Below are 13,902 nucleotides of genomic sequence, written 5' to 3'. Positions count from 1 at the left end.
GGTCGCGCGGCCGGGCCCTCGTCCGTGCGTCACACGTGCGGGCGGCGCCCCCGCTCCTGGTGCGGGAAGGTCTGGTCCGCTCCCGGCAGGGTCGGCTTTGGCAACGTTGCCACTTCCTCCTTGGCCTTCTCCAACTGCTCCGCGGTGTCCTCGGGCAGCCGCGGCGGGCGCGGGCGGGAGTCGCGGAAGCGGAAGGCGGTGGTGAGGTCGCCGAAGGTGTCCCGTCGCCAGTCGCTGACGTTCGGCTCCTCGACCCCGGTGAAGCGCTCCAGGAACTGGAGAGCCGAGGTGTGGTCGAAGGCCTCCGAGGCGACCCAACCGCCCACGGTCCACGGCGAGATGACGATGGCGGGCACCCGGAAGCCGCCACCGATCGGCAGGCCCTGGATGTACTCGTCCTTGGTGCCGGCGGGTGCGGTTGGCGGGGGTACGTGGTCGAACAGGCCGTCGTTCTCGTCGTAGTTGAGGATGAAGGCGGTCTTGCGCCACACCTTCGGGTTGGACGCGATCGCCTCGATCTTGGAGGCCACGAAGTCCGCGCCGGCGGCGGGCAGGTAGTCCGGGTGCTCCGACTGGTAGCTGGTCGGCATGATCCAACTCACCGCCGGAAGCCGGTCGTTGCGGGCGTCGTCTTCAAAGGTGCCCTCGGGCTGCCGACGCACGCCCCGCTCGTAGAGGTCGGACCCGGGCCGGGCGTCCTTGAAGGTCTGGAACTGCTCCAGCATGTTGCAGCCGTAGTTGTCGTCCTCCTGGTACACCTTCCAGCTGACGCCGGCCGCCTGGAGCCGTTCGGCGTACGTCGTCCAGCGGTACGGCGTCGGCGCGACGTTGCTGATGATCGGGCCGCCCTTGGTGCCGCCGGGGTCGATCGTGCCGGTCATCCACATCAGGCGGTTGGGCCAGGTAGGGCCGAAGACCGAGCAGTAGTAGTTGTCGCAGACGGTGAAGGTCTCGGCGAGCGCGAACTGGAACGGGATGTCCTCGCGCGTGTAGTAGCCCATGACGTAAGGGCCGTTGACGCCGTCGGCGGCACGGTGGGCCGGCAGCCACTGGTCCATCTTGCCGCCGTTCCAGGCCTGGTGCTGGACGGACCAGGCGTGGCTGGTGGACGGGATGGCCTGGGCGCTCGAGGTGTGGGTGTCGAGGTGGAAGGGCAGCAGGTAGCCCTTGGGGTTCACGGCGTCCGGCTGGTAGAAGACGGACCGTCCGGTGCCGAGCTTCAGCGCGTGCGGGTCGGCGAAGCCGCGGACGCCCGAAAGGGTGCCGAAGTAGTGGTCGAAGGACCGGTTCTCCTGCATCAGCATGACGACGTGCTCGATGTCGCGCAGCGAACCGTTCTTCGGAGGTTCGGCGGCGACGGCCTTCTGGACGCTCGGCGGGAGGAGGGAGAGGGCCGCGGCGCCGCCCAGCGCGCCCGCGGCGGAACCCAGGAGTCTACGACGTGTCAACTCGGCCATGATTGCCCCTTGTTGAGCGGGAGAAGCTCTGCGGAGTGGTGGCCGGCCCGGCGCAGCAGGCGGGCCACCGATCACTCTCCGCTCGAAGCGGCGGGGCACATCAGGGGTGGGTGGTGAACATGTGGCCAACGTGCAGTAGGGAGTTGGCCAAGCCATGACCGGGGATGGTTGGCCGCTACATGGACGTTGCCCTGTGTTGGTGGAACTCCACGGCCAGGGCGTCGGGTTCGACCGTGACGACCGCCGGGACTCCACATGACGTCGGCACCCTCGGGTATGAGGTGCCCCCGAGGACGCTGTCGCGGGCGGCGGTCCGCGTGACCATCCAGATGGCGGGGTTGCCGGCGATCTCATACAGCAGCCGAATGCGTGCCCATGGCACCTATCACCCGATGCACCGGAACGGTGATCTTTACGTCACCTCCCGTTCTGTCCGATGTCTCCGTCCGCCCAGGTGCGCCGCAGCCCCGTAGTGGCGCATTCTTGCTGTGTCGCCCGCTGGACGGCGCACGGACGAGGTAGGACCGATGACTGGGAGCGCGGAGGACGCACACCGGACGCCCGGGCAGCTGGCCGCGCTGCTGGTCGACGCTTCGACGGAGGCGATCGACACGGCCGGCGGCCACGCGGGAGGGGTCTATCTGCGCTCCGGCACGCCCGGACTGCTGCGGCTGGCCGTGCTCGCGGGGCTGCCGGGCCCCCTCTTCCGGCCCTGGTGGCGGATGCACGTGGACCGCCCGTTCCCGGTCGCCGACGCCTACCGGCTCGGCGTGCAGGTGGTGCTGCCCAACGCCGCCGAGACGATGCGCCGCTATCCCCAGTTCGCGGCCGGGCTGCCGTTCCAGTTCGGGTCGCTGTACGTGCCGGTCGTGGGCGGGTCCACGACCTACGGGGTGCTGACCGTGCTGCGCCCCTCGGCCACCGACACCACCGAGCTGCTCCAGCACCGCGACCGCCTGGTCCGGCAGGCCGAGGAGCTGGGCGCGGCCCTGTGCCGCCTGGAGGACCGCGACCGGCCACAGGTCGCCTGGGACGGCGAGCCGGTCTGCGTACGGCCACCGGGCGCGCGTCCGCCCGTGGGGCGGGCCGGCGGCTTCGCCTGGGATCCCGTGACGGACGTGGTGACCGTGGACGAGCGGCTGCCCGCCCTGCTGGGCCGGCCGGCCGGGACCTTCGGGGCGTCGGTGGAGACGCTCGCCGAGGCCGTGGCCCCGGGCGAGACGGAGCGGGTGCTGGCCGCGCTGCGGGAGACCGCCGCGGGCCGGCCGCCGTCGCTGCCGCTGTACGTGCGGGACGGGGACGGTGCGCTGCGGCTGGTGGAGCTGTGGAGCCCGTACGCCGGACCCGCCCGGCGCGGCTCACCGTCGGGCGCGCACCCGGTCCGGGGCTCGGTCGTCGAGCCGGGTCCCGGCGCGGCGGCCGACGCCGCGGCGGACCTGCTGCCCGAGGGCGTGCTCTGCGTGGACCGGCTGGGGCTGATCCTGTACGCCAATCCGCGCGCCGGACAGCTGCTGCGCCGCCCGCGGTCGGAACTGCTCGGCCGGTCGTTGTGGGAGGGCGTGCCCTGGCTGAACCAGCCGAACTGCGAGGACCATCTGCGCAGCGCGCTGCTGTCCCCGGAGCCGGTGCGCTTCCACGTCGGACTCCCCGCCGCCGACGGGGCTCCGACCGACACACCGCCCTACGAGGGCTCCTGGCTCGACGTGTCCGTCTATCCCGGACCGGACGCCCTGACCTGCACGTTCACCCCGGCGAGCCCTGTGGCGGACGCCGCCGCCGACCTGGTGCCCCTGACCGAGCCGGAGGGGACGGGCCAGGTGTCCACGCCCGGTGTGCCGTCGATGGCCCCGCTCTACCGGCCGATCGTGCTCGCCATCGCGCTGACCGAGGCGGTCACGGCACGGCAGGTGTCGGCCGTGGTCATGCGGGAGCTGCTGCCCGCGTTCGGCGGCCGCCGGCTCGCCATCTACCTCCTCCAGGACCGGCACCTGTACCTGGCCTGGGAGACCGGCTTTCCCAAGGGGTTCCTGGCCCCCTTCGAGGGCGTGGGCCTGGACGCCCACCTCCCTGGAGTGGAGACCCTCACCTCCGGACGGCCGCTCTTCTTCGACTCGATGCAGCAGCTGACGGCCGCCTACCCGGGCATCGCCCTGGACGCCGCGGAGGGGGCCCGCGTCTTCCTGCCGCTGATCGCCTCCGGCAGACCGGTCGGTTCCTGCATCCTCGGCTTCGACCGGCCCCGCACCTTCAACACCGAGGAACGGACCGTGCTGACCGCGCTGGCCGGGCTCATCGCCCACGCCATGGAGAAGGCCCAGCGCTACGAGAGCGAGGCGGCTCTCGCCCGCGGCCTCCAGCAGGCCCTCCTCCCCCGCCGCCTGTCGGCCCACCCGCTGGTGGAGACCACCGGCCGCTATCTGCCCGGCACCCAGGGCATGGAGATCGGCGGGGACTGGTACGACGTCGTGGAGGCCGGCGACGGTCTGGCACTGGTGATCGGCGACGTGCAGGGGCACGGCGTGCAGGCGGCGGCCACGATGGGGCAACTGCGCAGCGCGGTACGTGCGTTCGCGCTCGGCGACCGGCCGCCGGACGAGGTGATGAGCGGCACGAACCACCTCCTCATCGATCTCGACCCCGGCCAGTTCGCGAGCTGCTGCTACATCCGGCTCGACCCGGTCTCGGGCGTGGCTCGGGCGGCCCGGGCGGGCCATCCGCCGCCGCTGCTGCGCCGCCCGGACGGCCACACGGAGGTCGTCGACCTGCCCGGCGGGGTGGTGCTCGGGGTGGATCCGCAGGCCCACTACCCGGTCGCCGAGCTGCGGATCGAGCCCGGCGCCGTCCTGGCGCTGTACACGGACGGCCTGGTCGAGCGGCCGGGCACGGACATCGACGAGGGCATCACGGCCCTCCGCGTGGCCCTGGCGAAGGCGGGCGCCCCGGCCACCCGCCCCGGCCGCCGCCCCCTCGCCGGCATCGCCGACCGCCTCACCGCCACGGCCCGCCATACGGCCGACCGCCCCGACGACATCGCCCTGCTGCTGGCCACCCGGCGTGTCGCACACCCGGGGCGACGCTGAGTCCGACGCAGCCGCCCGTCCGCGGCGTGCCGACCAGGGGCGTGCCGTGTCACCCACTGTGACGCCTCTCGCCTCCTGGGGCCGGGCAGTGTAGACATGGGCACATGGTCCGACTTCTGGGCCGCTCCGGGGCCGGGTCGAACCGTCGCCCCAGCGGTGCCCGTGCCGAGGGTGCGCCGGACGGCGCCCATGGAGCGCACGGACGGCGAACGGCGCGGACGCCGGGCGGTGCGACGGCCCGGCGGCTCGCGCACGCGGGGCGGCCGGACGAGGGTCGGTTCGCGGGGCTGCGGTCGGCGCTGACCGGACGCAGCGTCGCCGGTCAGGTGTTCGTCCTGCAGGTCGTGATCGTGCTGCTCCTGGTGGTCGCCGCGGTCGTGGCGCTCTACCTGCAGGCGCGGCACGACAGCACGCAGGAGGCCCGCAACCGCTCGGTCGCCGTGGCCGAGGCGTTCGCCAACGCGCCGGGCACCCGCGAGGCGCTCGCCGGCCCGCATCCCACGGCCGTCCTGCAGCCGCGCGCGGAGGCCGCCCGCAAGGCGACCGACGTGGACTTCATCGTCGTCATGAACACCGACGGCATCCGCTACACCCACCCGAAACCGGACCGCATCGGCAAGAAGTTCGTCGGGAACATCGCCCCCGCGCTGGCCGGCCAGACCGTCACCGAGGAGATCAACGGCACGATCGGCCGCCTCGTACAGGCCGTCGTACCGATCAAGGCGGACGACGGCAAGGTCGTCGGCCTGGTCTCGGCGGGCATCACGACCGCGAACGTCGGCGGCGCCGCCAACCGCCAGCTGCCGCTGGTCCTGCTCGCCGCGGCCGTCGGACTCGCCCTGGCCACGGCCGGCACCGCGCTGGTCAGCAGACGGCTGCTGCGCCAGACGCACGGCCTGGGCCCGCACGAGATGACCCGCATGTACGAGCACCACGACGCCGTGCTGCACGCCGTCCGCGAGGGCGTGCTCATCGCCGGCGACGAGGGCCGGCTGCTGCTCGCCAACGACGAGGCGCACCGCCTGCTCGACCTGCCCGAGGACGCCGAGGGCCGGCACGTCCTCGACCTGGGCCTGCCCGCCGACACCGCCGAGCTGCTGGCCTCCGGCCGGATGGCCACCGACGAGGTGCACCTGGTCAAGGACCGGCTGCTGGCCGTCAACCAGCGCCCCACGGACGTCCAGGGCGGCCCGCCGGGCAGCGTCGCCACACTCCGCGACTCGACGGAGCTGCGCGCCCTGTCGGGCCGCGCGGAGGCGGCCCGGGAGCGGCTCAACATGCTGTACGACGCCGGAGTGGGCATCGGCACCAGTCTCGACGTCACCCGCACCGCCCAGGAGCTCGCGGAGCTCGCCGTGCCCCGGTTCGCCGACTTCGCGACCGTCGACCTGTTCGACGCGGTGCTCGACGGCGGCCAGCCCGAGGCGGTGACCCCACTGCGCCGTACCGCCGTCGGCGGCATCCGCAAGGACGCCCCCCTCTACCCGGTCGGCGAACAGATCAGGTTCGTCGACTCCTCGCCGCACGCCCGCAGCCTCCGCTCCGGCCAGGCCGTCCTCGAACCAGACCTCGACCTCGCGCCCGGCTGGCACGCACAGGACCTGGAGCGGACCGCTCAGGTCGTGGGGTACGGCATCCACTCGCTGATCACCGTGCCGCTGCGGGCCGGGACACTGGTCCTGGGCGTGGTCAGCTTCTGGCGCTCCGAGAAGCCGGAGCCGTTCGACGCGGACGAACTCGCCCTCGCCGAGGAGCTGGTGGCCCGTGCCGCGGTCTCCATCGACAACGCCCGCCGGTACACGCGCGAGCACAGCATGGCCGTGACCCTCCAGCGCAGCCTGCTGCCCCGCAACCTCCCGGAGCAGTCGGCGCTGGACATCGCCTACCGCTATCTGCCGGCCCAGGCCGGCGTCGGCGGCGACTGGTTCGACGTACTGCCGCTGTCGGGCGCCCGCGTGGCGCTGGTCGTGGGCGACGTCGTCGGGCACGGGCTGCACGCCGCGGCCACCATGGGCCGACTGCGCACGGCGGTGCACAACTTCTCCGCGCTGGACCTGCCGCCCGACGAACTGCTCGGCCTGCTGGACGAGTTGGTGGGCCGCATCGACCAGGACGAGACGGCCGAGGACGGCAGCGCTCCGGTCACCGGTGCGACCTGCCTGTACGCGATCTACGACCCGGTGTCCCGGCGCTGCTCCATCGCCCGCGCGGGCCATCCGCCGCCCGCCCTCGTCCGGCCCGACGGCACCGTCGAGTTCCCCGAGGTGCCCGCCGGTCTCCCGCTCGGCCTCGGCGGCCTGCCCTTCGAGACGGCCGACCTCGAACTGGCCGAGGGCAGCCGGCTCGTGCTGTACACCGACGGCCTGGTCGAGAACCGCGAGCGGGACATCGACGAGGGGCTCGATCTGCTGCGCGGCGCGCTGGAACGCTCCGGCGAGTCCCCCGAGGACACCTGCCGGACCGTGCTGGAGACCCAGCTGCCCAACAAGCCCAGCGACGACGTCGCCCTGATAGTGGCCCGCACCCGTGCGCTCGCCGCCGGCCACGTCGCCGAATGGCAGGTCCCCTCGGACCCGGCCGCCGTGGGAGAGGTGCGCGCCTCCGTCACCGGGCGGCTGGCCGAATGGGGCCTGGACGAGCTGACGTTCGCCACCGAGCTGATCCTGAGCGAGCTGGTCACCAACGCGATCCGCTACGGCGCCGATCCCATCCGCGTCCGGGTGCTCCTCGACCGCACCCTGATCTGCGAGGTCTTCGACAGCAGCAGCACCTCGCCGCATCTGCGGTACGCGGCGATGACGGACGAGGGCGGCCGCGGGCTCTTCCTGGTGGCGCAGCTCGCCGAGCGATGGGGCACCCGCTACACGCCCGAGGGCAAGGTCATCTGGGCCGAGCAGCCGCTCCCCTGACGCTTCGCCTTTTCGTTCTTCCCTACGAAGTTTTCACGCGATGGGTGCCGCTCGTCACAGTCTTCTGATAGGAAACCTTCCTATCAGAGTCACGCACGGCCAACTCCCCACCCCCACCTCCACTTGGAGTCCCCGTGAGGCATCCGTCCAACGACCTGCCCCGCCCCGCCCACACCTCGCGCCGCACCGTCCTCGCACTGCTCGGCGCATCCCTGGTGGCGGCACCCCTGCTGCGCCCCTCGCACGCCTCCGCGACCGCCGCCGCGGGCTGTGTCGGGCTCGACGACCCGGCGAAGAAGGAGATCGCCATGAAGCTGGTGTCGAGCGCGGAGAACTCCTCGCTCGACTGGAAGGCGCAGTACAAGTACATCGAGGACATCGGCGACGGCCGCGGCTACACCGCCGGCATCATCGGCTTCTGCTCGGGCACCGGAGACATGCTCGACCTGGTGCAGCTCTACACCGACCGCAAGCCGGCCAACGTTCTTGCCAAATACCTGCCGGCCCTGCGCCAGGTGAACGGCAGCGACTCGCACGACGGACTGGACCCGAACTTCCCCAAGGACTGGCGCAAGGCGGCCCAGGACAGCGCGTTCCAGCAGGCGCAGAACGACGAGCGCGACCGCGTCTACTTCAACCCGGCCGTCAAGCAGGGCAAGACGGACGGCCTCGGCACGCTCGGGCAGTTCACGTACTACGACGCCATCGTCATGCACGGCGACGGCGACGACCCGACCAGCTTCCGCAACATACGCAAGCGCGCACTCAACAAGGCGAAGCCGCCGACCCAGGGCGGCGACGAGACGACATACCTCAACGCCTTCCTGGACGCGCGCGTGTGGGCGATGAAGCAGGAGGAGGCGCACAGCGACACCACGCGGGTCGACACCGAGCAGCGGGTCTTCCTGCGCAAGGGGAACCTGTGCCTGAACACCCCGCTGGACTGGAAGGTGTACGGGGACAGTTACCACATCGGCTGATCCGACAGGTAAGCTTTCTATGGGCTCATAAAGTTGATTTATGAGCCCATAGACCGGACCCGCGTACCGACTTAGGCTTGCCTTAGCTTAGGCTTCCCGTTCGAGTCGATCTATCGCCGCTCGAAGGGAACCTGATCATGCCCCGCCCCCTGCGGGTAGCCATCGTCGGAGCCGGCCCCGCCGGGATCTACGCCGCCGACGCGTTGCTCAAGTCCGACGTGGCCGCCGAGCCCGGTGTGTCCATCGACCTCTACGAGCGCATGCCGGCGCCCTTCGGACTGATCCGCTACGGCGTCGCCCCCGACCACCCCCGCATCAAGGGCATCATCACCGCCCTCCACCAAGTGCTCGACAAGCCGCAGATCCGCCTGTTCGGCAACGTCGACTACCCGAACGACCTCAGCCTCGACGACCTGCGCGCCTTCTACGACGCGGTGATCTTCTCGACGGGCGCGACGGCCGACCGCGAGCTGCGCATACCCGGCATCGAGCTGCACGGCTCGTACGGCGCCGCCGACTTCGTGTCCTGGTACGACGGCCACCCGGACGTGCCGCGCACCTGGCCGCTGGAGGCCGAGAAGGTCGCCGTGCTGGGCGTCGGCAACGTCGCGCTCGACGTGGCCCGTGTCCTCGCCAAGACGGCGGACGAGCTGCTGCCGACGGAGATCCCGCCGAACGTCCACGAGGGCCTCAAGGCCAACAAGGCCCTGGAAGTCCACGTGTTCGGCCGCCGCGGCCCGGCGCAGGCGAAGTTCTCGCCCATGGAGCTGCGGGAGCTGGACCACTCCCCCAACATCGAGGTCATCGTCGACCCCGAGGACATCGACTACGACGCGGGCTCGATCGAGACCCGGCGCGGCAACAAGCAGGCCGACATGGTCGCCAAGACCCTGGAGAACTGGGCGATCCGCGACGTCGGCGACCGCCCGCACAAGCTGTTCCTGCACTTCTTCGAGTCGCCCACCGAGATCCTCGGCGAGGACGGCAAGGTCGTCGGCCTGCGCACCGAGCGCACCGCCCTGGACGGCACCGGCAACGTCAAGGGCACCGGCGAGTTCAAGGACTGGGACGTCACCGCGGTCTACCGCGCGGTCGGCTACCTCTCCGACAAGCTCCCCAAGCTGCCCTGGGACATCGACTCGGGCACCGTCCCGGACGAGGGCGGCCGGGTCGTCCAGGAGAGCGGCGAGCACCTTCAGTCGACGTATGTCACCGGCTGGATCCGGCGCGGCCCGGTGGGCCTCATCGGCCACACCAAGGGCGACGCCAACGAGACGGTGTCGAACCTGCTGGACGACTACGCGAACGACCGCCTCCAGACCCCCACCGCGCCCGAGCCCGAGGCCGTGGACGCGTTCCTCGCCGAGCGGGGCGTCCGCTACACCACCTGGGACGGCTGGTACCGGCTGGACGCCGCGGAGAAGGCGCTGGGCGAGCCGCAGGGCCGTGAGCGCGTGAAGATCGTCGAGCGCGAGGACATGCTCCGGGAGAGCGGCGCCTGACGGTCGCTCAGGCGGGCTTCCGGGACGACAACGCGGAGACGGTGCGGTGCACCGTCTCCGCGTGACCGAACAGTCCCGGCAGCCCTCCACTGTGCAGGAACACGGTGAGCTCCCCCGGCGCGATGTCACCGTCCCGCACGGCGGCGAGCAGCCCGGCCATGGCCCGCCCCGTGTAGACGGGATCCAGGACGATGCCCTCGGTGGCGGCAGCCGTCCGCATCGCCGCCAGGACGGGTTCGGTCAGGACGCCGTATCCCGCGCCGACCTGGTCGGTGCGCACCCGAAGGGACCCGGGGTCCACGCCGGCGAGTCCGGCGACGGTGGCGACCGGATCCTCCACGGCCCCGCAGTGAACGCCGAGCACCCGCTCCGCCCCCAGCGCGCCGACGAGACCGGCCATGGTGCCGCCGGAGCCGAGCGCCACCACCACATGCGCAACGTCCGGCAGTTGGGCCAGCAGTTCCTCGCCCCCGTCCACGTAGCCCCGCGCCCCCAAGGGACTTGAGCCTCCGAAAGGGATCAGGAAGGGCCGGGCTCCTTCCCCGCGCAACTGCTCGCAGACGTCCTCCGCCACCCGGCCCAGGCCGCTCGGCGCCCCCGGGCCGGCCCAGTGGACGCGAGCCCCGAAGAGACTGTCGAGCACGAGGTTCCCGGAGCCGTGCGCCGCACTGTCGGGCGTACCGGGGAAGACGAGCACCACGTCGAGCCCGAGCCGGGCGCCGGCGGCCGCGGTCAGCCGGGCGTGGTTGCTCTGCGCGGCCCCCGTGGTCACCAGCGTGTCCGCGCCCGCCGCCAGTGCGGCGCCGACGGTCCACTCCAGCTTGCGCACCTTGTTCCCGCCCCCGCCGAGGCCGATCAGGTCGTCCCGTTTGATCCACAGGTCGCCCTCGTGCAAGCCGATTCGGTCGGCTAGACGGGGTGCGGGCTCCATCGGGGTGGGCCAGGTACTCAGCGCGATCTTGTCACTCATGGCACCCATCGAATCAGGACGCCGGTCAAAGGCAGTTGCGCACGAGCCACTCGTCGGCGTTGTACGCGTCCCTCGCCGGATCCGGCACCGTGGCGGGTCGCTCCTCGACGGTGTCCTCCAGCCGGATCCGCTCCGGCAGCGCCCCGAACCGAGCCCGCCGTCCGGCCTCTGCGGCGTCCGCCGCCCTCTTCTCCTGCATCGCCATCTCACGCTCCTGCGCTCGAAGCTCATTCGACCGTTACCGGTTCGACTGGTGACCATGCTTGCAGCCGATGCGTCACCAGTCAAGACGGTGACGAATGGTCCGGAACCGCAGCCCGCGCTCGGACGTTCCTCTCTGTGCATGTGCGACCACAGAGGTCACACGGAGACGAGCGAGGTGGGGCGTGGCGCGGGTACTGGTCATCGGTGGCGGAATCGCCGGTACGACGACGGCTCTGGCACTGGACAAGGCGGGCTTCGACGTCTCCGTGCACGAGGCGCATCCCGACTCGGCCGAGGACCTGGGCGCGTTCCTCACGCTGGCGAGCAACGGCATGCGGGCCCTCGCGCAGATCGACGCCTCCCCCGCGGTCACCGCGCTCGGCTTCCCGCTGACCTCGATGCGCGTACTCGACGACACCGGCAAGGAATTGGCGCAGGCACCCCTCGGAGAGGCGGGCGATCCGCTCCTCCGGTACCGGTGTCTGCGCCGCGGCGACCTCAACTCCGCGCTCCAGGCGGAGGCGGCACGGCGGGACATCTCCATCCGGCACGGCGCCCGGCTGACCTCCGTCCAGGAGGACGGCACGGGCGTCACCGCACACTTCGCCGACGGCGGCACCGCGACCGCCGACGTCCTGATCGGCGCCGACGGCCTCAACTCGACGGTCCGGCAGGCGATCGCCCCCGACGCGCGCCCTCTCTACGCGGGCCAGCGCGTCTTCTACGGTTACACCGGCGCCGGGCCCGTGTCCGCGGGGAACGCGCACATCACGATGGTGCGGGGCAGCGAGGCCGCTTTCGGCTACGCGGTCTCGCCCACCGGGGAGACGTACTGGTTCGCGCGCGTGGCCGGTGACCCGCTGCCCGCCGAGGCCATCGACCAGGGCACACCGGCCGGTTGGCGCGAACTGCTGCTTCCGTCATTGCGCAAGGACTCCGCCCCCGCCGCCGAGATCGTCGCCGCCACCGCCGAGGACGTCCTGGTCACCAACGCCACAGAGCTCCCGCCGGGCACGCCTTGGCGCTCCGGCCGGATCCTCCTCCTGGGCGACGCGGCCCACGCGGCCTCTCCCGCGACCGGACAGGGCGCCTCGATGGCGATGGAGGACGCCGTGATCCTCGCCAAGTCCCTGCGCGACGCCCCGGACACCGATTCCGCGCTCTCGCTCTACGAGGAGCTGCGCCGGCCGCGCGTGGAACACAACATCACCGTGAGCGGAAACATCTCGCGCGGCACGCACTCCCCGTCCGCCGCCACCCGGAGCGGGGCACCTGTCAGGCCCGGCGAGGACGAACTCGTACGACTCCTGGACTGGAACACATCAATTCGGTGAAGTGAGCCCTCGCGCCCCCGTGGTTGTATACGCTCCGTTTCTTCACGGAAAATCCACACAGGGGGGATGTTTCACATGCGCATACGCCTTGTCGCGGCAACTGCGACCGCCGCGGGGACGCTGGCCGTTCTGACGGCAGTTCCGGCGCACGCCACCGAGTACTCGTCCGCGCTGAAGATCAAGGGCATCCAGTACGACGCGCCCGGCAGAGACTCCAACAGCTGCACGACCGGGAACACCAAGGACGAGTACCTGACGATCAAGAACTACTCGGCCCACACGACCGTGAACCTCAAGGGCTACGTGGTCAAGGACAAGGCCGGCAACAAGTTCACCTTCACCAAGAACCACTCCCTCCAGCCCGGCGACTACGTGAAGCTCCGCGGTGGCAAGGGCACGGACTCCGACAGCAAGAACGTCGTGTACCGCAACAACTGCAACTTCATGTGGAACAACGACAAGGACACGATCTACGTGTACAAGCCGTCCGGCGCCGGCGCCGACTCGCACGCGTACACGAAGAGCGGCAGCGACGCCGACGGGAACGGGTACATCACGTTCCACGGGTGACCGCGGAGGCGCGGGCGAGCAGCACGCGCCCGCTCGCGCCCGCGAGGAACAGGCCGCCCACCATGCAGACCAGGCCGAGCGCGGGGCCGGAGGACCAGTCGACGCCCGGCGCGCGGAAGGCCAGTACCAGGGTCACCGCGGCGCCCGCGCCGGGCAGCGCGAGCAGGGCCGGGCGGGTGCGGTCGAGGTCGTCCTCCGCGAGGGCGCCCAGGATGCCGACGCCCAGGGCCAGCGCCCACACGCCCAGGGCCTGGGCGTCGAGCCGGTTGGTGCTCCAGGGGACGAAGTCGGCCCAGAATCCGGGGCGGGTCACCAGGCCCGCCCCGATGCCGAGCCAGGACGAACCCAGCACCGCCAGCGCCGGTTTCGACCAGCCCGGAAGCGGTGCCGTGCTCGCGGCGAGGGGCGTGGCGGGGGTGAGGTGCTGCCAGGTCAGCAGGACGGCGGCGGCGATCGTCAGCGCGCCCAGCGTCAGCAGCCAGCCGAGGCTGAACAGCACGGGGACGATGTTGCCACCGGTCGCGAGGTAGAGCCGGTCCGCGTCGAGCAGGCTGACCAGGAACAGGCCGACCAGGACAACGGCCAAGGGGTACAGCAGAGTTCGGGCCTGCTGCCAGAGGCGGGCCCGGTTGACGGTGAACAGGGCCGGTGCGGTGCCGAGCATGGCCGCACCGACCAGGCCCTGGCTCAGCGAGTCGGGCGAGGGCCAGGCGCCGAAGACGTGCCCGGTCATGTTCACGAGCGTCAGCAGTCCCCCGACCAGCAGGCTGATCACTGCTACGGCGGTGGCCAGCATCGCCACACCTGCGGTCAGCGGTCGGCCGTCCTCCGTGGCAGGAGCGGAAGTTGTCGAGGTCGGCGCGGCCGGTTCGGGGAGCTCGGACGGGTTCGGCATG

10 protein-coding genes are annotated in these 13,902 nt (G+C 71.6%); 6 read left to right on the top strand and 4 right to left on the bottom strand.

Annotated features, from left to right (window positions below; genetic code table 11):
- Positions 1-29: 29 nt before the first annotated feature.
- Positions 30-1,457 carry an alkaline phosphatase family protein gene (locus ACQEWB_RS47550; RefSeq protein ID WP_432842815.1) on the bottom strand — a complete coding sequence of 476 codons (1,428 nt, stop codon included), beginning with the start codon at positions 1,455-1,457 and terminating at the stop codon, positions 30-32.
- Positions 1,458-1,984: 527 nt separating this feature from the next.
- Here ACQEWB_RS47550 and ACQEWB_RS47545 point away from each other — a divergent pair.
- From ACQEWB_RS47545 to ACQEWB_RS47530, 4 genes are all read left to right on the top strand, one after another.
- Positions 1,985-4,537: a SpoIIE family protein phosphatase gene (locus ACQEWB_RS47545; RefSeq protein ID WP_432842813.1), complete on the top strand. Its 2,553-nt coding sequence runs from the start codon at positions 1,985-1,987 to the stop codon at positions 4,535-4,537.
- Between the two features lie 104 nt (positions 4,538-4,641).
- The gene (locus ACQEWB_RS47540) at positions 4,642-7,446 is read left to right on the top strand and encodes a SpoIIE family protein phosphatase (protein ID WP_432842811.1); all 2,805 of its coding nucleotides are present in this window, start codon (positions 4,642-4,644) and stop codon (positions 7,444-7,446) included.
- Positions 7,447-7,580: 134 nt separating this feature from the next.
- Entirely contained in the window at positions 7,581-8,426 is an 846-nt protein-coding gene (locus ACQEWB_RS47535; RefSeq protein ID WP_432842809.1) for a chitosanase, read from the top strand.
- A 137-nt stretch (positions 8,427-8,563) separates the two neighbouring features.
- Positions 8,564-9,928 (top strand): FAD-dependent oxidoreductase, encoded by a 1,365-nt coding sequence (locus ACQEWB_RS47530; protein ID WP_432842807.1) that lies wholly within the window; start codon positions 8,564-8,566, stop codon positions 9,926-9,928.
- Positions 9,929-9,935: 7 nt separating this feature from the next.
- On the opposite strand, the gene ACQEWB_RS47525 is transcribed toward ACQEWB_RS47530, so the two are convergent.
- Together ACQEWB_RS47525 and ACQEWB_RS47520 are read right to left on the bottom strand one after the other, a co-directional pair.
- Positions 9,936-10,898: a D-cysteine desulfhydrase family protein gene (locus tag ACQEWB_RS47525; protein WP_432842805.1), complete on the bottom strand. Its 963-nt coding sequence runs from the start codon at positions 10,896-10,898 to the stop codon at positions 9,936-9,938.
- A gap of 25 nt (positions 10,899-10,923) precedes the next feature.
- On the bottom strand, positions 10,924-11,103 hold the full coding sequence (locus ACQEWB_RS47520; protein ID WP_432842803.1) for a hypothetical protein: 180 nt from the start codon (positions 11,101-11,103) through the stop codon (positions 10,924-10,926).
- A 181-nt stretch (positions 11,104-11,284) separates the two neighbouring features.
- Between ACQEWB_RS47520 and ACQEWB_RS47515 the strand changes: the two genes are divergently transcribed.
- Positions 11,285-12,436 carry an FAD-dependent oxidoreductase gene (locus ACQEWB_RS47515; RefSeq protein WP_432842801.1) on the top strand — a complete coding sequence of 384 codons (1,152 nt, stop codon included), beginning with the start codon at positions 11,285-11,287 and terminating at the stop codon, positions 12,434-12,436.
- 75 nt (positions 12,437-12,511) lie between these two features.
- Positions 12,512-13,006: a lamin tail domain-containing protein gene (locus ACQEWB_RS47510; protein ID WP_432842799.1), complete on the top strand. Its 495-nt coding sequence runs from the start codon at positions 12,512-12,514 to the stop codon at positions 13,004-13,006.
- Here the strand turns inward: ACQEWB_RS47510 and ACQEWB_RS47505 are convergent.
- On the bottom strand, positions 12,990-13,901 hold the full coding sequence (locus tag ACQEWB_RS47505) for a hypothetical protein (RefSeq protein ID WP_432842797.1): 912 nt from the start codon (positions 13,899-13,901) through the stop codon (positions 12,990-12,992). The genes ACQEWB_RS47510 and ACQEWB_RS47505 overlap by 17 nt on opposite strands.
- Position 13,902 lies beyond the last annotated feature (1 nt).

This window comes from Streptomyces sp. CA-249302 (assembly GCF_050936785.1).
Lineage (GTDB): Bacteria > Actinomycetota > Actinomycetes > Streptomycetales > Streptomycetaceae > Streptomyces.
Note: the sequence above shows the minus strand (reverse complement) of the source record. Positions and strands in the feature narration are given on the sequence as shown.